The organism is Roseateles sp. (assembly GCF_036404855.1).
Classification (GTDB): domain Bacteria; phylum Pseudomonadota; class Gammaproteobacteria; order Burkholderiales; family Burkholderiaceae_C; genus Pelomonas.
Window position 1 is genome coordinate 1 of sequence record NZ_DASWYS010000382.1, and the last position, 24,069, is coordinate 24,069.

20 protein-coding genes are annotated in these 24,069 nt (G+C 70.2%); 2 read left to right on the forward strand and 18 right to left on the reverse strand.

Features of this window, described 5'->3' with window-relative positions; genetic code table 11:
• Window positions 1-216: hypothetical protein (locus VGF12_RS25675; RefSeq protein ID WP_331178890.1), on the reverse strand; the 216-nt coding region annotated here is incomplete at its 3' end.
• A gap of 197 nt (window positions 217-413) precedes the next feature.
• Between VGF12_RS25675 and VGF12_RS25680 the strand changes: the two genes are divergently transcribed.
• Window positions 414-689 carry a hypothetical protein gene (locus VGF12_RS25680; protein ID WP_331178891.1) on the forward strand — a complete coding sequence of 92 codons (276 nt, stop codon included), beginning with the start codon at window positions 414-416 and terminating at the stop codon, window positions 687-689.
• A gap of 1 nt (window position 690) precedes the next feature.
• Here the strand turns inward: VGF12_RS25680 and recQ are convergent, their stop codons facing one another.
• On the reverse strand, window positions 691-2,577 hold the full coding sequence (gene recQ / locus VGF12_RS25685) for a DNA helicase RecQ (protein ID WP_331178892.1): 1,887 nt from the start codon (window positions 2,575-2,577) through the stop codon (window positions 691-693).
• 29 nt (window positions 2,578-2,606) lie between these two features.
• Between recQ and VGF12_RS25690 the strand changes: the two genes are divergently transcribed.
• Window positions 2,607-3,092: a cupin domain-containing protein gene (locus VGF12_RS25690; RefSeq protein WP_331178893.1), complete on the forward strand. Its 486-nt coding sequence runs from the start codon at window positions 2,607-2,609 to the stop codon at window positions 3,090-3,092.
• A 15-nt stretch (window positions 3,093-3,107) separates the two neighbouring features.
• Here VGF12_RS25690 and VGF12_RS25695 read toward each other — a convergent pair whose 3' ends face one another.
• The 16 genes from VGF12_RS25695 to VGF12_RS25770 all read right to left on the reverse strand — a co-directional run.
• Window positions 3,108-3,329: a SlyX family protein gene (locus tag VGF12_RS25695; protein ID WP_331178894.1), complete on the reverse strand. Its 222-nt coding sequence runs from the start codon at window positions 3,327-3,329 to the stop codon at window positions 3,108-3,110.
• 14 nt (window positions 3,330-3,343) lie between these two features.
• The gene (pbpC, locus tag VGF12_RS25700) at window positions 3,344-5,701 is read right to left on the reverse strand and encodes a penicillin-binding protein 1C (protein ID WP_331178895.1); all 2,358 of its coding nucleotides are present in this window, start codon (window positions 5,699-5,701) and stop codon (window positions 3,344-3,346) included.
• Between the two features lie 65 nt (window positions 5,702-5,766).
• The gene (locus VGF12_RS25705) at window positions 5,767-5,901 is read right to left on the reverse strand and encodes a hypothetical protein (RefSeq protein ID WP_331178896.1); all 135 of its coding nucleotides are present in this window, start codon (window positions 5,899-5,901) and stop codon (window positions 5,767-5,769) included.
• Window positions 5,902-5,929: 28 nt separating this feature from the next.
• Window positions 5,930-6,328 (reverse strand): DUF5329 domain-containing protein, encoded by a 399-nt coding sequence (locus tag VGF12_RS25710; protein WP_331178897.1) that lies wholly within the window; start codon window positions 6,326-6,328, stop codon window positions 5,930-5,932.
• A gap of 414 nt (window positions 6,329-6,742) precedes the next feature.
• Complete coding sequence (locus tag VGF12_RS25715; protein ID WP_331178898.1) at window positions 6,743-11,839, reverse strand: alpha-2-macroglobulin; 5,097 nt, start codon at window positions 11,837-11,839, stop codon at window positions 6,743-6,745.
• Window positions 11,840-11,930: 91 nt separating this feature from the next.
• Window positions 11,931-12,761 (reverse strand): head GIN domain-containing protein, encoded by an 831-nt coding sequence (locus VGF12_RS25720; protein WP_331178899.1) that lies wholly within the window; start codon window positions 12,759-12,761, stop codon window positions 11,931-11,933.
• The gene (locus tag VGF12_RS25725; protein WP_331178900.1) at window positions 12,758-13,501 is read right to left on the reverse strand and encodes a LytTR family DNA-binding domain-containing protein; all 744 of its coding nucleotides are present in this window, start codon (window positions 13,499-13,501) and stop codon (window positions 12,758-12,760) included. Before VGF12_RS25725 ends, VGF12_RS25720 begins: the two co-directional genes overlap by 4 nt.
• Complete coding sequence (locus VGF12_RS25730) at window positions 13,498-14,604, reverse strand: sensor histidine kinase (RefSeq protein WP_331178901.1); 1,107 nt, start codon at window positions 14,602-14,604, stop codon at window positions 13,498-13,500. The genes VGF12_RS25725 and VGF12_RS25730 overlap by 4 nt, the downstream gene beginning before the upstream one ends.
• A gap of 163 nt (window positions 14,605-14,767) precedes the next feature.
• The gene (locus VGF12_RS25735) at window positions 14,768-17,572 is read right to left on the reverse strand and encodes a cation-translocating P-type ATPase (protein ID WP_331178902.1); all 2,805 of its coding nucleotides are present in this window, start codon (window positions 17,570-17,572) and stop codon (window positions 14,768-14,770) included.
• Between the two features lie 14 nt (window positions 17,573-17,586).
• Window positions 17,587-17,907, reverse strand: a complete 321-nt coding sequence (locus tag VGF12_RS25740; RefSeq protein ID WP_331178903.1) for a P-II family nitrogen regulator — start codon at window positions 17,905-17,907, stop codon at window positions 17,587-17,589.
• A gap of 21 nt (window positions 17,908-17,928) precedes the next feature.
• Window positions 17,929-18,663, reverse strand: a complete 735-nt coding sequence (locus tag VGF12_RS25745; protein WP_331178904.1) for a DUF1538 domain-containing protein — start codon at window positions 18,661-18,663, stop codon at window positions 17,929-17,931.
• Window positions 18,663-19,358, reverse strand: a complete 696-nt coding sequence (locus VGF12_RS25750) for a DUF1538 domain-containing protein (RefSeq protein WP_331178905.1) — start codon at window positions 19,356-19,358, stop codon at window positions 18,663-18,665. Before VGF12_RS25750 ends, VGF12_RS25745 begins: the two co-directional genes overlap by 1 nt.
• Entirely contained in the window at window positions 19,346-20,551 is a 1,206-nt protein-coding gene (locus tag VGF12_RS25755) for an acetate/propionate family kinase (RefSeq protein WP_331178906.1), read from the reverse strand. The genes VGF12_RS25750 and VGF12_RS25755 overlap by 13 nt, the downstream gene beginning before the upstream one ends.
• Complete coding sequence (locus VGF12_RS25760) at window positions 20,548-21,933, reverse strand: bifunctional enoyl-CoA hydratase/phosphate acetyltransferase (RefSeq protein ID WP_331178909.1); 1,386 nt, start codon at window positions 21,931-21,933, stop codon at window positions 20,548-20,550. The genes VGF12_RS25755 and VGF12_RS25760 overlap by 4 nt, the downstream gene beginning before the upstream one ends.
• Before the next feature lie 53 nt (window positions 21,934-21,986).
• Window positions 21,987-23,114: an ABC transporter permease gene (locus VGF12_RS25765; RefSeq protein WP_331178907.1), complete on the reverse strand. Its 1,128-nt coding sequence runs from the start codon at window positions 23,112-23,114 to the stop codon at window positions 21,987-21,989.
• A gap of 1 nt (window position 23,115) precedes the next feature.
• The coding region (locus tag VGF12_RS25770) for an ABC transporter permease (protein ID WP_331178908.1) at window positions 23,116-24,069 on the reverse strand (954 nt) is incomplete at its 5' end.

Consider the following 24,069-nt stretch of genomic DNA (forward strand, 5'->3'; position numbering starts at 1 on the left):
GACGATGCGCCAGCGGGCGACGATGTCGGTGTAGGGCGAGGCCGGCGAGCTGGACTCGCGCGACCCCAGGCGCAGGCCGTTGAGCGTGCGCAGCACCTTGCGCAGCCGATCCACATAGGTGACGACCTCGAGCGCGTCGACGAAGCCGGATTTGATGTCTGCCAGCAGCACCAGATCGGTGATGCCGCCGAGTTGGACGTCGTTGCCGCGTGCCATGCCTTCTCTCCCTGGATTTGACGGGGAAGTATCCGGCACCGCCCGACAGGGGCGTCAGCAAACGACCCTCAGGTTTGACGATGGTCCGTCCGCGCCGGCTGCATTTCATCCGCGAAAAGCTGCAACCTATCGCAAACCCTTAGTCCACACCTCCTTCCGGGAACACACTGGCGGCCAGACACAGAGAGGACAACACCATGAACCGCATCAGCACCACCACCGCCCGCACCAGCCGCCTGCAAGCCGTCAGCGCCGCCGCCCTGGTCGCCATGACCGCACTGACCGGCGCCGCCTGGATGAACATCACCGTTCCCGCCGAGGCCGCCGAGGTGGTGAAGCTGGATCGCGTGGTCATCGAAGGCGCAAGCACGCCGGAGCCGGGCATCGCCCAGTTGCCCCGCGTCGTTGTCGAGGGTCGCCGCAATGCGGGCACCCAGGTCGCGAGCGCCTGCGTGGCGCCGGCGGTCTGCTGAGTCAGCGCCCCAGCACCCGAAGGATCTCGCGGCCGTAGGCCTCGAGCTTCTTCGCCCCGACGCCTCCGATCTCGCCGAGCTCGGCGAGATCACCCGGCACGACACGCGCCATCTCGGCCAGCGTCGTGTTCTGGAAGATCACATAGGCCGGCAGGCCATGCTCCTTGGCCACTTCGGAGCGCCAGGCCTTCAGCGCCTCGAAGCGCTCGTGGCCCTCGGCGTCCAGGCCCAGCGCCGGATCGGCCTTGGGTCTGGCCCCGCCACCGCGCGCCGACCTGACCCGGGGCTTCTTCTCCTCGGCCTCGCGCAGCCTCACCTCCACCTCGCCCTTGAGCACCGCACGCGCGCTGTCCTGGAGCGCCAGCGTATTGAACTCGCCCTCGGTGGCGACATGACCCAGCGCGATGAGCTGGCGCAGCACGGCGCGCCACTGGTGTTCCGACAGGTCAGCGCCGCAGCCCCAGGTGGACAGAGACTCATGACCGTACTGGCGGGTCTTGTCCGTCGCCTTGCCGCGCAGCACGTCGATGAGGTGGCCGGCGCCGAAGCGCTCGCCCCGCTGGTGGAAGCGGTAGATGCACGAGAGCAGCTTGCGGGCCGCTTCGGTCGCGTCCCAGGTCTGCGGCGGGTTCAGGCAGTTGTCGCAGTTGCCGCAGGGCTGGCTGGCTTCGCCGAAGTAGTTCAGCAGTCGCACGCGACGGCAGTCCGTCGCCTCGGCCAGGGCCAGCAGGGCGTCGAGCTTGCCGCGCTGACCCTGCTTGAAGGTCTCGTCGGCCGGGCTCTCGTCGATCATGCGGCGCTGGTTGACGACGTCGGCCAGGCCGTAAGTCATCCAGGCCTCGGCCGGCGCGCCGTCGCGGCCGGCGCGGCCGGTCTCCTGGTAATAGGCCTCGATGTTCTTGGGCAGGTCCAGGTGGGCGACGAAGCGCACGTCGGGCTTGTCGATGCCCATGCCGAAGGCGATGGTGGCCACCATGATGAGGCCGTCCTCGCGCAGGAAGCGGTCCTGGTGTCGGCGGCGCACGTCGGCGTCCAGGCCCGCGTGGTAAGGCAGCGCGTTCAGGCCCTCGCTCTGCAGCCATTGCGCCGTTTCCTCGACCTTCTTGCGACTCTGGCAGTAGACGACACCGGCCTCGCCCTCGTGCTCGTCGCGCACGAAACGCAGCAGCTGCTCGCGCGGCGAGCCGTTCTTCTCGACGATGAGGTAGCGGATGTTGGGCCGGTCGAAGCTGCTGATGAAGACGCGCGCGTCCTGCAGCTGCAGCCGCTCGATGATGTCGGCGCGGGTCAGTTCGTCCGCTGTGGCGGTCAGCGCGATGCGCGGCACGTCGGGGAAGCGTTCGTGCAGCAGGCTGAGCTGCAGGTACTCCGAGCGGAAATCGTGGCCCCACTGGCTGACGCAGTGGGCCTCGTCGATGGCGAACATCGACAGCAGGCCGCGCTCGTGCAGCGAGGTCAGCTGGGCGAGGAAGCGCGGCGTCGTGATGCGCTCGGGCGCGGCGTAGAGCAGCGTCAGCCGCCCGCTCATCATCTCGCGCTCGATGCGACTCGCCTCCTCGCCGGTCAGGCTTGAATTCAGGAAGTTGGCATGCACGCCGGCTTCCTCGAGCGCGCCGACCTGGTCGTGCATCAGCGCGATCAGCGGGCTCACGACGATGGCCACGCCCTGCTGGCGCTGGTGGCGCAAGATGGCCGGCACCTGGTAGCACAGGCTCTTGCCCCCGCCCGTGGGCATCAGCACAAGGGCGTCGCCGCCGGCGGCCACCTGCTCGACGATGTCGGCCTGCTGGCCGCGAAACGCGGTGTAGCCGAAGACTGCTGACAGGACCTGGTGGGCGGCGGATTGCAGGTCGTCGGTGGGACTTGGAAGATGCGCGGGCGGATTCATTCAGCCGCCATTGTCCCAGGAGCCCTTCCATGCCCACATCCGCCGAATTGCGCGAACGCTTGATCCGCAACTTCAACGACGCGCCGCGTGAGCGCTTCCAGCGCGCGCCGCGCTACGACAGCGAGACCGCCTCGATGACGAAGGGCACCGCCGCCCGGCAGATGGGCGCCAGCTTCGACATCGTCGCCCCCGGCCGGCAGAGCTGCCCCTACCACTTCCACTACGCCGAGGAGGAGATGTTCATCGTCCTCCAGGGGGAAGGCACGCTGCGCGTGGCCGGCGAACTGCTGCCTATCCGGGCCGGCGACGTCATCACCATCCCGGCGGGGCCGGACTACCCGCACCACATCATCAACACCTCGGACGCGCCGCTGCACTACCTGTCCATCAGCACGCAGAAGGAGCCGGAAATCTGCGTCTACCCGGACTCCGGCAAGGTCGGCAGCTTTGCACCTGGCCTGCGGCTGCTGCAGCGCCGCGAGGCGGGGCTGGAGTACTGGGACGGCGAGCCGTGAAGCTGCCGTCGGGCGTCAGTAGTGCGGCGGCAGCTCGTCGCGCAGGCTGCGCGCGCCGCCGGGTTCGGCCGCCGACGCGGTGCGGTCGCGCAGCTCCACCAGTTCGCGCACCAGGCGGTCGATCTGCGCCTGCTGACGCACGACGACCTGGTTGAGCTGCTCCACGGTGTCTTCGGCAAAGCTGGCCTTGATCTCCAGGTCGGTGATGCGCTGTTCCAGGGCTTGCAAGGTGTCCATGGCCGTATTGGACGCTATGGCGCGGCAAGCCGGAATTCGACGCGCGCCCAGCGCCCCAAGCCATCCATCACCGTGAGCCGGTGCTCGCCAACGTGGGCCACCTGCAGGGTCTGCGCGGCCCCGGCCGTGGCGCTGGCGGCCACCCACTGACCGTCCAGCAGCCAGGTCAGGCCCTGCTGAGCGCCGATGGCCTGCAGCTTCAGCACGACGTCATGCCGGCCCGGCGCGGGACGCAGCACCGTGCCGGGCTCCAGGCCCACGACGCGCAGCCGGTTCGCCAGCGGCTCGCGCGGTGCGCAGTCGGCCCGCCACGGCAGGCGCTCCAGCGGATGGCGTTGCTCGGCATCCAGGAACGGCCCCAGCAGCGCCGGCCAGCGCACCGCCTCGACACGTTCGGCCTCGGGCGCGCAGTCGGGGCGCACGCGTTGGCCCGCCGCCACCCAGACCGGCTCCAGCAGCGGCTGCGGGCGCAGCCGGTCGGGCAACGTGGGTGGCACGGCACCATCCAGCGTCCAGGCGGTGCGGCGCTGCAGGCATTGTTCGGGCGGCGTGGCAGCCTCGGCGCCGCCCAGCGGCCAGCAGATGGGCACGGCAGCGACGCTGTCGGGCCGGCGCCGCGGCGCGAGCTGCTGGCGGGCCTGATTCGACATGCCATCGGGCCCCAGCGCGGCGGCCAGGTCGCGCAGCAGCGGTGCCGCCGAGTTGGCACCGAAGTGGCCGGGGTTGGGCGTGCCATCGGGCCGGCCGATCCAGACCCCAAAGGTGTAGCGGTCCGTCACGCCCAGCGCCCAGGCGTCGCGAAAGCCGAAGCTGGTGCCGGTCTTCCAGGCGACGCGCTGGCCGCTCTCGCGAAACGGGCTGCCGGGCCGACCGCCGTTCTCCAGGATCTCGCGCACGATGAAGGCCGCGCCATCGCTCATCACCCGCGACTCCTTCAGCGGGTCGCCGACCGTCAGCCGCGGTCGCCCCGCGACGCCGCCACGGGCCAGCGCCGTGTAGGCGCCGACCAGCTCCTCCAGCGTCGTGCTGCCGCCGCCGAGGATGAGGCTGAGGTTGGGCGCAGCATTGGCGGGCATGCGCAGCTTCACGCCCGCATGGCGCAGCCGGCCAGCGAAGCGCTCGGGGCCCAGGCGCTCCAGCAGGTCCACGGCCGGCACGTTCAGCGAGCGCTGCAACGCCTCGGCCACACTGACCGGGCCGGAGAAGTCCGCCTGGAAGTTGCCTGGCGCGTAGCCGCCGAAGTTCTGCGGCGCGTCGATGAGCAGGCTCTCCGAGTGGATGAGCCCCTCATCCAGCGCCATGCCGTAGAGGAAGGGCTTCAGCGTGGAGCCCGGCGAGCGCCGGGCGCGCACCATGTCCACATGCGCGCCGCGGCGCGCGTCGGTGAAGTCCGCCGAGCCGACATAGCCACGCACCTCAAGCGACCGGTTGTCCACCACCAGTGCGGCCAGCGACACGGCATCGGGCAGGCTGTTGAGCCGGTCGGTCAGCAGTTGTTCCAGTCGCGACTGAAGGCCGGCGTCCAGCGTCGTCTGGATGACGGCTTCGACGCGGCCGTCGCGGCGCGCCTGCTGGCGCACGCGCTCGGCCGCCAGCGGTGCCAGCCAGCGCGCGCGCAGCGGCGGCGCGAAGACGCGCTCCAGCTTCGCGTCGGCCACGTCGGCGGCGCTCCAGACGCCCAGCGTCTGCATGCGCGTCAGTACCTTGTCGCGCGCCACCTGCGCGGCCTGCACAGCGCGATCCGGCCGCAGCCGCGTCGGCGACTGCGGCAGCGCGACGAGCAACGCCGCTTCGGCCTTGGACAGGTCCGCCGCACCCTTGCCGAGATAGGCGCGACTCGCCGTCTCCATGCCCTCCAGCGGTCCGCCCATGGGTGCGAGGTTCAGGTACAGGGCCAGGATCTCGTGCTTGCTGCAATGCAGCTCCAGCTGCAGCGCACGGGCGATCTGGCGCAGCTTGGCTGGCACGCTGCGCCCGGCGGCCTTGTCGTCCACCAGGCGCGCGACCTGCATCGTCAGCGTGGATCCGCCCGACACGATGCGTCCGTGCCGCACCCACTGCCAGGCGGCCCGCACGATGGCGATCGGGTTCACGCCCGGATGCCAGCGGAACCAGCGGTCCTCGTAATGCAGCAGGGCCTCGGTGTAGTTGGCCGAGACGGCCTCGGGCGTCGTCGGGTGGCGCTGCGCGCCGTCGTCACCGGGCCAGGCGCGCAGCGGGCTGCCGTCGGCGGCGAGGACGGTCAGCGTGGACGAGTCGGCCGCGGGCGTGGGAAGGGGAAAGGCGAGATCGAGGGCCAGGATGGCGAGCAGCAGCGCAGCGAGGCCGAGCTCGAATCGGCGCCACCGCGAGGGGGTGTCAGGCCGGCGCATCCCAGGGATTCAGCACCGGGAGCCCGGACAGCCCCCCACATCGCGAACATTGCGCGTGACGTGGATCAAGCCGTGTTCCACCGCAGTGGCAGCGTGCAGGCTGTCGATGGCCGGTAGCGGTCGGCCTGCGCCTGCCCCACGAGCTCGGACACCTTGGCGTTGGCGTTGGCGTTGGCGGCCTGCATTTGCCAGGACTGCACGGGCAACTCCGAATTCTGACCAGACAGGTCAGAGTCTAGGTGAATGGGGGCCGGATGCCGCCGGCGCCGCCCGCACCTGCTGCAGTTCCGACTTCAGCCAATGCGCACTCTCCACCGGCGCCTTGCCGGTGCAACGGACCAGGTAGGGCTTGCCGCTCATGCTGCTGGAGGACGCGCCGCGGTCGATGAACTGCTCGGCGGTCTGCACCATGCCCTTGCCTTCCAGATAGTCCAGCTTCTTCTGCAAGTGGGCCCTTGCTTCGACGCCCGGATACCAAGTGCCATTGCGATTGAACTCGCAACCCGAGGTTTGCAAGCGGGTCAGCAGCGCGTCGACTTCGGCGCGCGCGACTTGGGGCAGCGGGGCGGCGTAGGCGATGGTGGCCGCCACCATCAAGGTCAATGGCAGTAGGAGATCTTTGCGCACGGCAGCATTCGTTCATCAGAAGAGAGAACCGTTTTGCCCAGCTCCCGTTTCACCCCCGCGGGCTGTGTGTCGCCCAGGGAAGGCTCTCGCGAGGCCAGCAGTAACACCGGTTGGAAGCCTGCTTCCCGCATGGCTTCACGGAACACCCGGCATTCCACGGACGCGTAACCGCCGTCCTGCGACGGGATCGGAGGGCCCCAGGTCCAGGGCTTGCGCCGACACCAGCCACCCTGCCCCAGCTGCTTCAGCCGATGTCTCAAACACCGCGCGACTGCGTTGGAGGCACCTATCGACGTTCTCGCCTGGGCCAGAGCGTTCGACAGCGCGGTGGTGTGGCCGCCCACCGACACCGCCGGTCCCACCGCCTGCCCACGGGTGACTTTCACGTTGATGAATTGAGATCGCAGCATCGGCCTATTTCTTGTCCACCACGGTGATCTCGGCTTCCCCCTTGCCGATGCCGCGGATCTCCGGCCGGTACATGTCCTCCGCGAACGTCGCCGGCACCACGTACCTGCCGGGCGTGACGACGCGGACGAGATAGAACATGTCCAGCGGCTGGCCGAGCTGCGCCGCGGCGACGAAGCGGTCGTCGCGGTATTCCGTGTGGACGATACGGTCATTCGCATTGGCCTGCGCGACGTTGACGCCGTCCACCGTGAACTCGCCGGCCTGCGGCCCCTGGCTGAGATTCAGGTTCTCGATCTCGAAGCCGGCCGGGATGCGGTCCACGACGAGGCCGTCCTTGATGTTCTGGCTGGCCTTCACGCGCAGGCGCACGACAAACATCTCGCCCGTCGTGAACTGGCGCGTCGTCACGGGCTTGCCGTCCGTCGTGAACATCGCCCGCTCCACGGAGATGCGGTCGCTCGCCGGTGCCAGCGGCTTGACCGGGTAGCCCTGGGCCGTCACGTCAAGGTAGAGCGGCGTGCTGCCCTCGTTCTTCAACGCGATGCCGGACTTCAACTGCGCCAGCTCGAAACCCTGCTGGCCCAAGCCGCGGCCGGTCCACGCGTCCGCCTTGGCGCCGACGCTCAGCGTCGTCTTCCACGCGTCGTCCTGGCCCGCGCCTTGGGTGGCGGCGTGCACTGCCAGGAACAGCGCCAGGCGCTCCTGCGTGGAGTAATAGTTGCGACGGCCGAAGTCGTCCGACAAGTCGAACAGCAGGTTCTCGCGCTTGTCGTGCGACACCTTGTGGCGCAGCAGCAGCGCGTAGGCCAGCGCGCGGTCGCGCACCTTGCTGCCATAGTCACCCAGCCATTGACCCCAATAGTTGTTCGGATCGTCCGGCTGGTAGCCATAGCCGCGCGCCATCGCATCGTCCAGCGCCACCCTGGCGCGCTTCTCGTCACCCATCAGTTTCAGCGCCAGGCTGAGCTGCACCAGCGGCAGCGGTGACAGCGCATGGCTGCGGTACTGGTCGTGCAGCGTGCGCAGCGTGGCCAGGGGCGCCTTCTGCTCGCGGGCGAGGATGTAGCCGGCATGCGCCGCCTCGGCGAAGCGCTGGTGCGCGAGGCGCAGCGTCTCGGCGTCGCGCCAGTCCGCGATGCGACCCTTGTCGTCGCGCCTGGGCTCCTTGGCAGGCTGGGTCTGCTGCGCGGGGGCGCGCTGGAACTGCTCCAGCAGGTTGTCCAGCGAGCGCTTCAACTGCGCCTCGGGCACGGCGAAGCCCGCATCGCGAGCGTCCTGCAGGAAGCCGGTCACGTAGGCGCTCAGCCAGCCTTCGTACGCGCCGCCCGCAGCCCACAGGCCGTAGCCGCCCTTGGGCTGCTGCATGCCGGCCAGGCGCGCGAAGGCGACATCCAGGCGCTTCGCACGCTCCTCGCGCGGCACCGGCTTCAGGCCCCAGCGCTTGGCCGCCTCGTCGTCGATGAAAACCAGCGGATAGGCGCTGGACGTCGTCTGCTCCAGGCAGCCGTAGGGGTACATCAGCAGACCCTGCACCTGGTCCTTGATGTCGATGGGCGGTGTGTTGGAGACGCTCAGGGAGACACTGGCCGAACCGCTCCAGTAGGCGTCCAGCTGCGCCCTGTCCAGCGCCTGCGTGGCGCCGGGCTCCAGGCGGATGCGGCGGCTCTCACGCGTCAACGGCGTGGCGGGCTGCACCTGCAGCGCAGCTTCGCGCGTCAGGTTCAGCGCGCCGGCGCTGACTTTCACGGTGATGGCCGCCAGCCCCCAGGCATCCAGCGCTTCGCCCTGGAAGCGCAGGATCTGGCGCTGCTTGTCGTTGAGCCGGATCGTGTCGGCGCTGCCGCTGATCTTCACCGGACCGGTTGCCGTCACGGCCACCTTCACGTCTTGCGCGGCGCCACTGAGGTTGGTGACGTCCAGTGCGATCGTGGCCTTGTCGCCGGGCGACACGAAGCGCGGCATGTTCAGCTCCGCGACCAGCGGGGCGGCGACGACGGTGTCGGCCTGCGCCGAACCGTAGCTGTCCGCGCTGCTGACGACGGCCATCACGCGCAGGGTGCCGTTGAAGTCCGGCAGCTTCAGGTTCACGGTGGCCTCGCCCTTGGCGTCCAGCTGCAGGGGCCCGCTGAACAGGTCCACCAGCAGGACCTTGCGGGGCATGCTCTGCGTGTCGCGCTTGCCGGCGTCGCCGCCGAAGCGCTGCTTGGCGACGTTGCCCTCCATCTTCTCGATGAGGCGGCCGTACAGGTCCAGCATGTCGGCGCCGTAGCGGTGCTTGCCGAAGAAGAAGTCCTGCGGGTCGGGCGTCTTGAAGTTGGTGATGCTCAGGATGCCCACATCCACGGCGCTGACGGTGACGATGGCCGGCTTGCCGGCCAGTTGCGGCGCCTTCACGGTGATGGGCAACGGCACGGACGGTTGCGTCTTGGCTGGCACCGTCAGCGCCACCTTGGCCTTGCGATCCTCGCGGTTCAGCGGCAAGTGCACCAGGCCCAGCGCACGCGCCGGCGTCACGCGGTCGCCCTGGCTCCCGGGGCGGAACGCGGCGACGGTGACGTAGAGATCGTGCCTCGCCCAGCTCGCGTCCGCCGAGACCGGGATGGACAGCTCGGTGCCACTTGCCTTGACCCCGATCCGCTTGCTCCACAGCACGCGGTCGCCCTCGACCGTGACGATGGCCTCGCCGTCGTGCGGGGGCTTGATGGACAACCTGGCAACGTCGCCCGGCTTGAACGGAGCACCCTGCAGCTTGAGCTGCACGCGGTCAGGCCGGTTGCCGATGTCGTCGGCATCCTGCGCGCCGTAGCCGGCATAGAAGCCGTAGCGCAGGGCCAGGCCGGTCTCGGGGTCGGTCACCTCCAGGCGGTAGCGGCCCCAACGCACCGGCAGCGCGATCTTCGTGCGGGCCGTCAACGCCAGGCTGCGCGCCTCGACCAGTTCCTCGTTGACGTTGAAGCCGGAGTTCCAGCCGCGGCCCTCGTCATAACGCCAGTACCACTGACGCTCCTCGTAGACGAGCTTGAGCTGCACCTCCTTGGCCGCCTTGAACGCGCCGCTCGCGTCGACGCGCGCCAGCTCGAACTCGGCCAGGCCATTCTCGGGCGCCACGTTGCGGTCGAACAGCGGCCGCGCGCCGATGAGCACCGGTGCGGGCCACCACGCGCGCTCCAGCGTACGCACGACCGGTCGCCCCCCCGACTCCAGCAGGCTGAAGGCGGCCCGCAGTTTCATCGGCGACTTGCGCTCGCCAAACGCGGTGGCGATGGCCACGCTGGCCTTGCCTTCAGCGTCCAGCTCCTGCTCGGGCAGGTCCTGCCGGTTCCTGGCCTTGTCGTCCGCCAGGTCGCCGAACACGAAGCCGGGCAGTTTGGCCGGCAACGGCATCACAAGCCTCTCGGAGAAGGCGCTGGCCTGCAGCCGGTTGCCGGCGGCCGGCGCGCCGTAGAGGTAGTCACCCTGCACCTGCACGGTCACACCGGCATCGCCCGTCAATGTCACCTCGGGGGCCGCCAGCGCGAGCTTCATGCGCTCGGGCAGGAACTCCTCGACCTTGAACGCCCACTGCGTGTCCGGCTGCCTCGCGCCGGGGTCGACGCGGGCCTGCACGACCCAGCCACCGGTGGGTGCGTCGGCGGGCAGTGTGATGGCCTGCTGGTAGTAGCCCGAGCCCGCCTTGCCAGGCTGCACCAACTGCTCGACGAGCTTGCTGCCGTCGGGCTTCTTGACCGTCAGCGTGAGCGGCATGGGCTTGGGAAGCTGCTTGCCATCGGCATCGCGCGCCAGCACCGAGACCTGGAAAGTCTCGCCGGGCCGGTACAGGTCGCGGCCCGCGTAAACGAAGAGTTTGTTGCTGCGCGACGGATGCCCCGTCGCGTCGAACTCGCTGAGGTCCAGCGCCGCGTCGCGCAGCGACAGCAGCGACATCTCCTTGCCGCCGCGGCGCGCCAGCACGGCGCGCGCCTTGTCTCCCAGCTTGCCATCGGCGCCGGTGAACACCGCGTGACCGTCACCGTCGGTCTGCGCCTGCGCGAGCGCCTTGCCGGCCTCGTCGACCAAGCTCAGCTCGATGCCCGAGAGCGCCTCGCCGCTCTTGAGCGACGTGGCGAACACGTCGAGCTGCGCAGCATGCCGGCGCAGGTGCAGGCCGATATCGGTGACGTAGTAGTGCGTGACCTGGTAGTCCCAGCCGAAACGGCCGGGCTGGTTCATGACAGCCACGTAGATGCCGGGCTCCTGCAGCTCCTTGATGCCTTCCACCGGCAGGAAGCTGACGTTGCGGCGGTTGGGCCGCGAATCGGTCGTGAAGCGGCCGATGTAGACGCTGTCGCTCATCGCGCGCAGCTCGTCCAGCATCCAGCCGCCGACCGTGCCCTTCAAGCGGCGCTGGTTGTCGCCGTAGCCGTCGTGGTAATAGCCGCCCTCGCCGTCTTCCTCACCGCTGGCCGTGCCGCGCTCGCGCCGCCCGCCCACCTGCTCCAGGAAGGCCGGCAAGGACGCCGGCTTGATGCGCAGGAACTGCACGTCCACTTCGGGCGTGTTGATGGTGACGACCGGCAGGCCGCCGTTCTGGCCGGCCGGCAGCACCAGGCCCCGGCTGGCGAAGTAGTAACTGTCAGGCATGGCTTCGCTGACGGCCTCGCAACCCTGTGCCGTGGCCAGCTTGGCGCCGGAGCGCGCAGCCAGGTCGGGCTTGAGCGCCATGCGGAAGCTGCGGTCCGGCGTCGCGAACGGCAGGTACAGCACGCGCGGGTTGTCACCCAGCACCCAGCGCGCGGCCAGGGGCTTGAAGCTGGCGTCGGGCGCCGGCGTGGTCTTGCCGTCACTCTCAGACTTGGTCGGTGCGGCGCCCTCCAGCGCCGTGACCAGCGCGCCGAAGTCCTGGCGCGGGTCCAGGGGCTGCGTGAAGCTGAGGGCGATGGCCGGTGAGCCGTCCAGCAGGCGCGGCTTGCAGTCCATCAGCGCAAACGCAGCCTGCTCACCGCCGATTTCGGCGCTGCTGGGCAGGCCCGGGCCGGCATTGCGTTGCCAGGCCCACCAGCCCGCGCCCGCCACCACACCCGCTCCGACCAGGCCCAAGATGGCCTTCTGCCACGCAACCATGGAGATCCTCCGCTCAGTGCCGCGGAGTTTAGGCACCGCCGCGGGACATCCCGGCCGTGTTTCTTGGGAATGGTGCCGTGGCGCCGTCGCGCTAGGGTTGCTGCGGCCGCTTGTCGCCCTTGGCGCTGATCGAGCCCATGCCGGACACGGAGCGCTGCACGTTGGGGCTGCCGAAGTAGTCCACCGAGCCGACGCCGGAGATGTTGGCCGTCAGGTCGTCGGTGACCCACACGACCACGTTGCCGATACCGCTGACGCTCACGCGCGCCCGCTGGGCCTGGAGCCGGTCGGCGACCACCTTGCCCTTGCCGGAGATCTGCAAAACCATGTCGTCCACGCGGCCGCCGATCTGGCCGTCGCCCGCGCCGGAGATGACGAAGCTGAGCTGGCGAGCGTCCAGCTGGTCCAGCCTCGCCTGGCCCGCGCCGCTGATGCTCAGGCGCAGCTGCTCGGCCTTCAGCGGGCCGGGGGCATGCAGGTCGCTCGCACCGGACAGCGACAGCGACCTCAGGTTGCGCACCTCCACCTGCACGAACAGCTTGTTCGTGTGCCAGAACTTCCAGCCGCCAGCCGGGCGGATGACGAGCTGCTTGCCCTGAAGCTCCACGTCCACGGTCTTCTGGACGTCGGCATCACCGGCGACGAAGACCTGGTCGCGCTCGCCCTGCACCAACAGGACGCGGGCCGCGCCGGCAAACTCCAGGCGGTCGAAGGTGCCGGGCGTGTAGATGCGACCGGGCTCCGCGGGGAACGCTGGGGGCGCCGGCGGGGCCGGCGGCGCGGGAGAGGCGGCCGGGGCCACAGCCGCCGACGGCAGGTGCGGGTTCGGCTGGGGATGGGGCTGCGGATTGGGTTGGGCCTGGGCCAGGCCCGCGGCCAGCAGCAGCGCGACCAGCGTGCGGGATCGGATGGACTTGATCACAGCGACTGCTCCCTCAGCATCTTGGACACCTCGCGGTTCGCAGTGATGCGCGTGCCGTCGCGCAGCTGCACGACGAGCTGCGAGTTCTCGTCTGGCGTCATGCTCTCCACGAAGTCCAGGTTGACGATGCAGCCCCGCTGCAGGCGCAGGAAGCGGTTGGCATCCAGCCTCGCCTCGAAGTCGGCGATGGGCAGGCGCACCAGGAAGCTGCGGCCCTTGCTGGTGATGGCCGTGTACTTGTTGTCCGAGCGCAGGCACTCGATGGCATCCACCTGCAGCGGAAAGATCTTGCCCTGGTCGCGCACCAGCAGGCGGGTCAGCGGCGCGTCGGCGGGCGCGCCCAGGGCCTGGGCCACCTCGGCCGCGCTGGGCCCGGCCTCGCGCAGCGCGTGACGCACGGCCTCGTCGAAGCGCTCGCGGGAGAAGGGCTTGAGCAGGTAATCCACCGCGTGGAGCTCGAAGGCCGTCAGCGCATGCTGGTCGTAGGCCGTCGTGAAGATGATGCGCGGCTGGTGGGCATCGCCCTGCAGCGCCTGCACAACCTGAAGGCCGGTCAGGCCGGGCATCTGGATGTCGGTCAGCACCAGGCCGGGCTTGAGGGCGCGGATCTGCGCCAGCGCATCCTCGCCGTCCTCGCAGACCGCCACCAGGCGCAGCCCCGGGGTGGCCTTGACCCAGTCGGCGAGCGCCTCGGCGGCCAGGGGTTCGTCTTCTGCGATCAGTACGGTGGTGGTGCTCATGTCTGGGGAATGAAGAGATCGACGCGGAACCCCGCGCCAGGGGCCGTGTGGATGCGCAGTCGCGCCTGGCCGTCGTAGTCCAGCGAGAAGCGCTTCTTCAGCGCCGCCAGGCCCACCCCGCGGCGCTGGCCGGGCTTGGGCTCCAGCGCCTCGGGCTCGCAGCCCGGGCCGTCATCCGCCACGGCCAGGTCCAGACCGTGGTTGAGCGCGTTGCGGCGCGCGCTGATCGTCACGCGGCCACCGCCCTTGCGCGGCGCCACGGCGTGCAGGATCGAGTTCTCAACCAGCGGCTGCAGCGTCAGCGGCGGCAGTTCATCGGCCATCACGCGCTCCTCCAGATCCCAGTCCACGCGCAGCCGCGTGCCCAGACGCAGGGCCTCCAGGGCCAGGTAGTCGCGCAGGAAGTCGATCTCGTCGGACAGCATCACGCGGTCCTCGGCGCCACGCTTGGTGTCCAGCACGTAGCGCAGCATGGAGGCGAATTTCAGCAGCGCCGCCTCGGCGCCGGCGGGGTCCTTGCGGGTCAGCGCGATCAGCGAGTTCAGCGTGTTGAACAGGAAATGCGGGTTCAGCTTGCCGCTGATCGCCGACAACTCGGCCTTGGCCAGCGCGCTCTCGGCCTGGGCCGTGGCCACGGCAGCCGCGCGCGCCGCGCGCGCCTGCAGCACGGCCGTGAAGGCCGTGGCGATGGTGGCGTAGACGACGATGCCCCAGACAGAGCGCCACAGCAGGCCGGCCAGCAGCACGGCGCCGGCATGGTCGGTACCGAACAGCGCGGCGTTGACAGCGAACTCCCCGGCCTGCCACAGCGCCGCGAAGCTGATGGCCGCCATGACGTGCGCCAGCGCCGTCGCGGCCGGACCGCTGTCCGAGGCATGAAGGCGGCGCGCCACCGGCCACACGGCGACGCCCAGCAGCATGGGCGCCCACAGCATGGTGGTCGCCTGGTAGACGGCCAGCCAGAAGGGGTCCAGGCCGCGGTCGAATTCGCTGCCGGCCAGCACAAACAGGCACCAAGCCAGTGCACAGCCGCCGGCATAGGCCAGCCACATCCGCGCATTGCTGCTGCGGCGGCTGCCGGAGGGATGGGCCAGGGTGTTCATGGCTTCATCTTAGGGAGGCTCGCCGTCCGGGCGGGGAACAAGGAGACGAAGTGCGGGCTCCGGGGTGCGGGATGCGATCTAGGGGGTGCTGCCAACGGGTCGGCGGCCGCCCCCCGAGAGATTCAGGCCGCCGGCCGCGCCACCCGAAGGCCGTCGGGCGCCGTCACCGGCGCCGTCTCGTCAGTCGCTTGCGCAGCTCGGTGACCCACAGCACCAGGCTGGCCATCGCGACGCAGACACCCCATTGGTCGAGGCTCAGCGGCACAGTGCCAAACGCGACGTTCAGCAGCGGGACGTTCACCACCGCCACCTGCAGCAGCACCGACAGCGCAATGGCACCCCAGAGCCAGCGGTTGGCGAACACGCCGTGGAACGCGCTGGTCGAGGCCGAGCGGGCGTTGAGCGCATTGAACAGCTGCGCCAGGACCAGCGTGGTGAAGCCGGCCGTGCGGGCGTTGTCCAGGCCGTGATGGCCTTCGATCAGGCCGCCCGGCAGGTAGAGGTCGAGGGTCAGCAGCGTGACCAGGGCCATGACGATGCCCACCTCCATGACGCCCAGCCACATCGCCGCGTCGATGACGCGCTCGTCGGCCCGGCGCGGCTTGCGGGCCATCACGTCCTCGGTGGTCGGGTCCACGCCCATCGCCAGCGCGGGCGTGGAGTCCGTGATCAGGTTGATCCACAGGATCTGTGTGGCGAGCAGCGGCAGCACCATGCCCTCGCCGACACCCGACTGCAGGCCGATGACGCCCGCGCCGACGACACCGAGGAACACCGTCAGCACTTCGCCCATGTTGGAGGACAGCAGGTAGCGCAGGAACTTGCGGATGTTGTCGAAGATCGCACGGCCCTCGCGCACCGCGTCGACGATGGTGGCGAAGTTGTCGTCCGCCAGGATCATCTTGGCCGCCTGCTTGGTCACCTCGGTGCCCGTGACGCCCATGGCCACGCCGATGTCCGCAGCCTTCAGCGCCGGGGCGTCGTTGACGCCATCGCCCGTCATCGCGACGACATGGCCCTGGGCCTGCAGCGCGTCGACGATGCGCAGCTTGTGCACCGGCGCCACGCGCGCGAACACCGAGTGGGTGCGCACCGCCTGCGCCAGCGCGCGCTCGTCCATGGCGTCCAGCTGCGCGCCGGACACCGCCGTGGCGCCGCGCGCCACCAGGCCCAGGTCCGCGCCGATGCGTGCGGCGGTGCGGGGATGGTCGCCGGTGATCATGACGACGCGGATGCCCGCGCGCCGCGCCTCGGCGATGGCAACGGCAGCCTCCTCGCGCGGCGGGTCGATGATGCCCACGGTCCCGACGAAGACCAGTCCCTGCTCCAGCGCCTCGGCCGTGAGCCGCTCGTCCTGGGCCTCCCCCGCGGCCAGCGGCCGGTAGGCCACGGCCAGCGTGCGCATGGCGTCGTCGGACAGGCGGTCCACGTCGGCCAGGATGCGGGCCCGTGCGGCCGCGTCCAGCGGCAGCGCCGCCAAGCCCTCTCGGTAATGGGTGCAACGTGACAGCAGCACGTCCGGCGCCCCCTTGCAGACCAGCACCCGCGCATCGCCCTGCTCGTGGTCGATCTCGATGCTGGACATCATCTTGCGCTCGGACGTGAAAGGCAGCTCGCGCACGCGGTCGAAGCGCCGGCTGCGGCGCTCGTGGCCGCCGAGCTTGCGCTCTGCCACCAGGAAAGCCGCCTCGGTCGGGTCGCCCTGGATCTCCCACAGCCCCGGCTCCACCTCGCGCAGGTCGGCATTGCTGGCCAGACTGCCACCGCCGAGCATCACGAGGTGCTCGGCGTGCATCGCGTCCGCAGCCGGGCCACCGTCCACAGTCTCTATGCGGCCCTCGGGCGCATAGCCCACGCCGCTGACCTGCGCCAGGCCGGAGGCCGTGGCCAGGCGCTGGATGGTCATCTCCGAGCGCGTCAGCGTGCCGGTCTTGTCGGAGCAGATCACCGAGGCCGAGCCCAGCGTCTCCACCGAGGACAGCTTCTTCACCACGGCCTTGCGGCCCGCCATGCGCTGCACGCCCAGCGCCAGCACCACCGACAGGATGGCCGGCAACCCCTCGGGCACCGCGGCCACCGCCAGCGACACGCCCAGAAGCAGGGCCTGCACGACGTCGGCCAGGCCGTGCACGTCGTTCAGCACCAGCACCGTGCCGACGACGATGACCGCGATCACGACCACCGCGACGCCCAGCATGCGGCCGACGCGCGCGATCTCGCGCTGCAGCGGCGACAGTGGCTCGGCCGTGGCCTCCAGCATGGTCGCGATGGAACCCACTTGCGTGGCCATGCCGGTGGCAGTGACGACGGCCCGGCCGGTGCCCTGGGCCACCGAGGTGCCCTTGAAGACCATGCCGGCCTGTTCCGCCAGCGCGGCGGCGGCGGCCAGCGGCGCGGGGTCCTTGGTCACGGCCTCGCTCTCGCCGGTCAGCGAGGCTTCCTGCACTCGCAGCCCGGCTGCCTGCAGCAGCCGGGCGTCCGCGCCGACGGCGTCGCCCTCAGCCAGCAGCACGATGTCCCCGGGCACCAGCTCGCTGCTGGGAACGCGCTGCGTCTGGCCGTCGCGCAGCACCGCCGACGTGACCGCCGTGATGCGGGCGAGTGCCGCCACCGCGCTTTCGGCACGCGCCTCTTGCACCAGGCCCAGCACGGCGTTCAATCCCACGATGACGAGGATGACCAGCGCATCCACCGGCCAGCCGTGGCGCCCCTCGATCACCCAGGCCAGCAGCGAGATGCCGATGGCGGCAATCAGCAGCATCACCAGCGGGTCGCGCAGCTGGTCCAGCAGCCGGCGCCAGGTCGGCACGGGCGGCGCGGCGCGCAGCTCGTTGCGGCCATGGCGGGCCTGGCGCTGCGCCACGTCGGCCTGCGACAGCCCGCGCTGCGGGTCCACGCCCAACGCCGCGGCAACGGCGGCGCCGTCGAGCAGCGACGGCTGGAGGGTCGGATCCTGGGTGCCCTGCATGGCGACTTCCTCGATCAGCCGCCGAGCGCGTTCATGAAATGAGCGATGCCGGCGACGCGGTCGACCGGCACCACGAAGGCGATGCCGCGGCCAGTCGCGTCCAGCTCGGCCGCCTGGACGATGGCGTCGAGGATGGCCGGCGCGCGGTCAGCGGGCACCAGCGTCAGCAGCACCTCCTTCTCGGGCTCGATGGCCACGCCGAAGATCTTCTCGTGCTCGTTGATGCCGGCGCCACGAGCCGCCAGCACCGTGCCGCCGCGCGCGCCGGCTTCCACCGACGCCTTCAGCGCCAGACTGCCCCAGCCCTTGCGAACGATGCTGACGATGAGGGACATGGTGGGTTCGGTCATGGTGATTCAGCGCGGATAGCGCCGCTCTTTGAAACGGATCAACAAGCCCAGCGACGTGAGCGAGACCATGGGCGCCAGCGCAATCAGCGACACCAGGCCGAGGCCCTCGACCAGCGGGTCGGCCCCGTCGGTGGCGGCCGCGGCGCCCAGTGCCAGGGCCAGCAGGAAGCTGTTGGCCAGCGGACCGGTGGCGACGCCGCCGGCATCGGCGGCGATGGCGACGAAGTCGTTCCGGCTGACGATCATGATCGCCACGACCAGCAGATAGCCGGGCAGCAGCAGGTAAAGCAGCGGCAGGTCACGTCCCACCCGGAACATGCCCGCGCCCACGGCGATGGCGACGCCGATGCACACAGACACCAGCACCCAGCTGCGGCGGATGGCGCCGCTGGACGCCTCCTCCACCTCGGTGGCCAGGATGCGCACCGCCGGCTCGCCCCAGGTCGTGACGAAACCCAGCAGAAAGCCGATGGCCACCACCGGCCAGGGCGACTGCAACGCGCCCAACGCCACGCCGACGGCACGCCCGTAGGGCAGGAAGGCGATGCTGACACCCAGAAGGAAGAGGAACAGGCCGGCTGCAGCGAGCGCCGTACCGATGAGGATGCGCTTGACCTCGTCGCCCGGTAGCTTCAGCACGAAGACCTGGAAGACGAGGAAGAAGAGTGCCAGCGGCAGCACCGCCAGCAGCACGCTGGTGGCGGTGTCGCCAATGAGGGCGAAGCTCAGCGCGACGTCCATCAGCCCTGCCCCAGGCTCAGCAGCAAGATGACGACCACCGGCCCGGCCGAGGCCAGGCCCAGCAGGCCGAAGCCGTCGGCCTGCGCCGAGCGGCCGGCCAGCACCGATGACAGGCCCAGCGCCAGGGCCAGCAGCACCGGCGCCGTGAGGACGCCGGTGGTGACGCTGCCGGCGTCGTAGGCCAGCGGCACGAAGCCCGGCGGTGCCCACCAGGACAGCAGCAGCATCAACCCGTAGGTGCCCGCCAGCAGCCACTTGAACGGCACGCCGACGACGATGCGCAGCAGCGCCAGCGCGGCGAACAGCCCCACGCCCGCGGCGATGGCATAGCTCAGCGGCCGCCCGGGCAGGGCGCCGTCCGTGGCCTGCTGGACCTGCTCAGCCAGGATCAGCACGTCGGGCTCGGCGATGGTGACCACGAAGCCCAGCCCGAAGGCCACGGCGACGATCAGCCACAGCGAGCGCCGGCGCGGCAGCTCGGCGCCGATGAAGCGGCCCATGGGCAGCACGCCCAGGTCGATGCCGACGAACAGCAGCACCATGCCCGCAACGACCAGTGCCGAGCCCAGCAGGAACTGCAGGAACAATGCCAGCGGCGCGTGGACCAGCAAGAGCTGGAGGGCGCAGACGACGCCCACCAGCGGCGCGATGGCGCGTAGCACTTCGGGCAGGCGCTGCAGGATCAGCCTGAGCATGCCCCGTCCTCCCGCAGCAGGCGCCCCGCATGGCGCGCGGCGATCCATTCCTCGTTGGTGGGCTCGACGCCGACGCGCACGGCACTGACGCCCGACGAGATCACGGCCGCGTCGGCTGCGTTGGCCGTCTCGTCCAGCTGCAGGCCCAGCCAGGCCAGGCCGGCGCAGACGCGCGTGCGGATGAAGGCGCAGTGCTCGCCGACGCCGGCGGTGAAGACCAGCAGGTCCAGCCCACCAAGCACCGCAGTCAACGCACCGATTTCGCGCACGATGCGGCGCACGTACAGGTCCAGCGCCAGCCGGGCGCGCTCACCAGTCTCGCCCGCGTCTCCCTCATGCGTGACGAGGCGGCGCGGCTCGGACGACAGGCCCGAAACGCCGAGCAGCCCCGATTGCCGGTACAGCAGCTCGCCGATCTCGGCCAGCGACCGCTTCTCGATCTCCATCAGATAGAGCAGGGCGCCGGGGTCGATGGCGCCGGTGCGCGTGCCCATCATCAAGCCGTCCAGCGCCGAGAAGCCCATGGTGGTGGCGACGCTCTGCAGGTCCTGCATCGCGCACAGGCTGGCGCCGGAGCCGAGGTGGGCGACGATGCAGCGCTGGTGCGCCAGAGCGCCATGGCGCTCTGGCAGGGCCGCCGCCATGTACTCGTAGGACAGGCCGTGGAAGCCGTAGCGACGCAGGCCGCGCTGGTAGGCCGAATAGGGCAGCGGCAGCACCTGCTCGACCAGCGGCACCGTGTGGTGGAAGCCAGTGTCGAAGCAGGCAATCTGCGGCAGGTCGGGCCGCTCCCGCAGCAGGATCTCGATGGCCTCCAGCGCGAAGGGCTGATGCAGCGGCGCCAGCGGCACCAGCGCACGCAGCTCGGCCAGCAGCGGTGCATCCACCCGCACCGGATCGAAGTGCCGCGCGCCGCCGTGCACCACGCGATGCGCGACGGCGGCAACCGGGCGGCCGTCCAGCCACCGCTGTACCTCGTCACGGATGATCTGCAGCGCCGCGGCATAGGGATGCCCGTGGCCGAGCTCCACCGGCCGCACCGGCACCGTGCTGGCGCCGAAGTCCGGATGGTCGCCGCCGATGCCCTGCACCTTGCCGTTCCAGACTGGCTGGCGCGCCTCCCCCGCCGCGTCGAACAGGCCGAACTTGATGCTCGAGGAGCCGCAGTTCAGCACGACGATGAAGGCGCTCATGGCGGATTGCTCCGGAAGTGATGGGCCAGCAGCACGGCGATGGCGCAGGAGGCGATGCGCGTCTCGCGGCTGTCGGCGCGGCTGGTCAGCACGATGGGCAGCTTGGCGCCGAGCACGATGCCGGCGGTGGCAGCGTCGCCCATGTACTCCAGCTGTTTGGCGAGCATGTTGCCGCTCTCCAGGTCGGGCACGACCAGCACGTCGGCCTGGCCGGCGACCGGCGAGGTGATGCCCTTGACACGCGCGGCGGCGGCCGACACGGCGTTGTCAAAGGCCAGCGGTCCGTCCAGCACGGCGCCGGCGATCTGCCCGCGCTCCGCCATCTTGCACAGCGCGGCGGCATCCAGCGTGGCTGGCATGGCGGGGTTCACCGTCTCGACGGCGGCCAGGATGGCCACGCGCGGCTCGGCCACGCCGATGGCATGCGCGAGCGTCACGGCGTTGCGCACGATGTCGGCCTTGTGCTCCAGCGTGGGCGCGATGTTGATGGCTGCGTCCGTGATGATGAAGGGGCGCGGGTATGCCGGCGTCTGCATCAGGAAGCAGTGCGACAGCCGGCGCTTGGTGCGCAGCCCCGCGGCGGGCGCCAGCACGGCGCTGACCAGCTCGTCGGTGTGCAGGCTGCCCTTCATCAGCGCCTGTACTTCGCCCTGGCCCGCCAGCTCGGCGGCCCGCTCGGCGGCGGCGTGGCTGTGCGGCACATCCTCGATCTCGACACCCGCCAGGTTCAGGCCGGCCTCGAGCGCCACGGCCTCCAGCCGGGCGCGCGGCCCCACCAGCAGCGGCACGATCAGGCCGGCTGCGCGCGCGTCGAGCGCGCCCGCGAGGCTGAGCACGTCGCAGGGATGCACGACGGCCACGCGGATGGGACCGATCGGCTGAACATGCTGCAGCAGCCGGCGCAGGCCGCCGTCGGTGCGCAGTCGCACCTCGGGCAGCATGGTGGCAGGACGTTCGATCTTCTCCGTGGGTGCCAGCACGCTGGCCTCCCCGTCGATGACGGCCTGGCCGTCCTGATTCACGCAGCAGCAGGCCAGCGTGACGCGGCGCCGGGCCTCGTCCTTGGCGCTGACGGTCACCGTGACGGTCAGGCGGTCGCCCACGCGCACGGGGGCACGAAAGTGCAGTGTCTGACCCAGGTACACGGTGCCCGGTCCCGGCAACTGCGTGCCCAGCAGCGCCGAGATCAGCGCGCCTCCCCACATACCGTGGGCGATTACCCCATGGAACTGAGTGGCCGCGGCGTACTCGGCATCCAGGTGGGCGGGGTTGACGTCGCCGGACATCACCGCGAAAAGCTGGATGTCCTCCTGCGTGAGCTGGCGCTCGAGGCTGGCGCTGTCGCCCACCGCGATTTCGTCGAAGGTGTGGTTGCGCAGCATCTGCAGCGCGGGGGCCTCGGTCACGGGACGTTCCTTTCCATGGGATTCAGGCCTCAAGCCATCTGCGCGATGGTCTTGCGAAAGCGCTGCAGCGACAGCGCGAACAACGCCGCGCCAATCGCCCCAAGCGCCGCGAACTGCGGCCACACCACCTCCAGCCCCGCGCCGCGGAACAGGATGGCCTGGCCCAGCTGCACGAAGTGCGTGGTGGGTGCGGCCAGCATGATGGTCTGCACCAGCTCGGGCATGCTCTCACGCGGCGTGCTGCCACCCGACAGCAGCTCCAGCGGCATGATGGTCAGCATCATCAGCATGCCGAACTGCGGCATGTTGCGGGCCAGCGTCGCCATGTAGATGCCCATGGACGTGGTCGCGAACAGGCACAGCGCCGCGCCGGTGAAGAACAGCGGCAGCGAGCCGGCCACCGGAACGTGCAGCAGGCCCTGCACCACCACGGTGATCGAGAACCACCCCGCCAGCAGCACCACCAGCCCCATGGACCAGACCTTGGCCAGCATGATCTCGGCCGGCGTGACCGGCATCACCAGCAGGTGCTCGATGGTGCCATGCTCGCGCTCGCGGATCAGGGCCGCACCGGCCAGGACGATGGACAGCATGGTGATGTGGTTGATGACTTGCACCAGGCTGCCGAACCAGCTCTTGTCGAGCGCCGGATTGAAGCGCGTGCGCAGTGCCAGCTCCACCGGCGGCGTGGCCGCGCCGCGGTAGCGCTGCGCGAACTCTGTGACCTCCCCCATGACGATCTGCTGCACGTAGCCGCTGCCGCTGAAAGCCTGGCTCATGCGCGTGGCGTCGACGTTGAGCTGGGCCTGGGGTGCGCGGCCGGCCAGCAGGTCGCGCTGGAAGTTGCGCGGGATCACCAGCACGAAGGTGTAGTCGCCCGCGTCCATGCCGGCGTCCATCTGCGACCAGTCGATCATCCGTGGCGGCGCGAACTGCGGCGCGTAGAAGGCCGAGGCGATGCGCTGCGACAGCGGCGAGCGGTCCTCGTCGACGATGGCGATGACGGCCTTGTTCAGCGTCTCGGGCATGGCCCGGGCGGCGCTGTAAACGCCCAGCGTGAATACATAGGCGATCAGCACCAGCATCATGGGGTCGCGCCAAAGGCTCCACAGCTCCTTGACGCCCAGACGGTAGACGTTGATCAGGGTCTGGCGCATGTCAGTGCTCCTGCTTCCTGAGCAGCAGAACGGCCGTGCCGATGATCACCGGCACGGCCGCCAGCATGGGCCACAGCGCCGAGCCGAGGTCGGCGAAGCCCAGCGCCTTGTTGAACACGCCGCGGCTGATCGTGATCATGTGCGAGGCCGGGTAGATCTCGCCGACCCAGCGTGCCGCGCCCTGCAGTGACGACACCGGGTCGATCATGCCTGCGTACTGCGTGGCGGGGATCATGGTGCCGATCATCGCGAAGAACATCGCGGCGATCTGGCTGCGGGTGACGCTGGAGGCCAGCAGCCCCATGCCGGTGGCGCAGAAGCTGAAGATCAGCGCCGCCAGGGCCAGCAGCGGGAAGCTGCCCGTGAGGGGCACGCCGAACACGGCCACCGCCATCCCCGTCATCAGCAGGAAGTTCAGCATCGCCAGCGCCACGTAGGGCAGCTGCTTGCCGAGCACGAACTCGCTGCGCGTGACCGGCGTGACGTAGAGGTTGATGATGGCGCCGGTCTCCTTCTCCCGCACCACGGCCAGCGCAGTCAGCATGGCCGGCAGCATCAGCAGCAGCATGGGCAGGATGGCCGGCACCATGGCCGGCATGCTCTTCACGTCCGGGTTGTAGCGAAAGCGCGTCTGCAGGCCGGGCTGGCCCGAGACCACCCCGCCGGCCCGCTCGGCCAACCAGTACTGGTGGATGCCCTGCACATAGCCCGACACGGTCTCGGCGCGCATGGGCATCGCGCCGTCGATCCAAGCGCCGATCTGCACATCCCTGCCGCGCTGCAGGTCGCGGCCGAAGCCGGCCGGAATCTCCACAGCCAGGCTCAGCTCGCCGCTGCGCAGGCGCCGGTCCAGCTCGGCGTCGCTGGCAATGGGCGGCTGCTCGATGAAGTAGCGGGAACCGGCCAGACTCTGCGTGTAGCTCTGGCTCTGCGTGGACTGGTCGCGGTCCAGCAC

Bases quoted from the DNA above. Each gene is read 5' to 3' on its own strand.
- VGF12_RS25715 (WP_331178898.1), bottom strand. From the start codon at position 11,839: ATGGTTGCGTGGCAGAAGGCCATCTTGGGCCTGGTCGGAGCGGGTGTG.
- VGF12_RS25690 (WP_331178893.1), top strand. From the start codon at position 2,607: ATGCCCACATCCGCCGAATTGCGCGAACGCTTGATCCGCAACTTCAAC.
- VGF12_RS25750 (WP_331178905.1), bottom strand. From the start codon at position 19,358: ATGCTCAGGCTGATCCTGCAGCGCCTGCCCGAAGTGCTACGCGCCATC.
- pbpC (WP_331178895.1), bottom strand. From the start codon at position 5,701: ATGCGCCGGCCTGACACCCCCTCGCGGTGGCGCCGATTCGAGCTCGGC.
- VGF12_RS25735 (WP_331178902.1), bottom strand. From the start codon at position 17,572: ATGCAGGGCACCCAGGATCCGACCCTCCAGCCGTCGCTGCTCGACGGC.
- VGF12_RS25745 (WP_331178904.1), bottom strand. From the start codon at position 18,663: ATGGACGTCGCGCTGAGCTTCGCCCTCATTGGCGACACCGCCACCAGC.
- VGF12_RS25755 (WP_331178906.1), bottom strand. From the start codon at position 20,551: ATGAGCGCCTTCATCGTCGTGCTGAACTGCGGCTCCTCGAGCATCAAG.
- VGF12_RS25680 (WP_331178891.1), top strand. From the start codon at position 414: ATGAACCGCATCAGCACCACCACCGCCCGCACCAGCCGCCTGCAAGCC.
- VGF12_RS25725 (WP_331178900.1), bottom strand. From the start codon at position 13,501: ATGAGCACCACCACCGTACTGATCGCAGAAGACGAACCCCTGGCCGCC.
- recQ (WP_331178892.1), bottom strand. From the start codon at position 2,577: ATGAATCCGCCCGCGCATCTTCCAAGTCCCACCGACGACCTGCAATCC.
- VGF12_RS25695 (WP_331178894.1), bottom strand. From the start codon at position 3,329: ATGGACACCTTGCAAGCCCTGGAACAGCGCATCACCGACCTGGAGATC.
- VGF12_RS25765 (WP_331178907.1), bottom strand. From the start codon at position 23,114: ATGCGCCAGACCCTGATCAACGTCTACCGTCTGGGCGTCAAGGAGCTG.
- VGF12_RS25760 (WP_331178909.1), bottom strand. From the start codon at position 21,933: ATGCTGCGCAACCACACCTTCGACGAAATCGCGGTGGGCGACAGCGCC.
- VGF12_RS25740 (WP_331178903.1), bottom strand. From the start codon at position 17,907: ATGTCCCTCATCGTCAGCATCGTTCGCAAGGGCTGGGGCAGTCTGGCG.
- VGF12_RS25730 (WP_331178901.1), bottom strand. From the start codon at position 14,604: ATGAACACCCTGGCCCATCCCTCCGGCAGCCGCCGCAGCAGCAATGCG.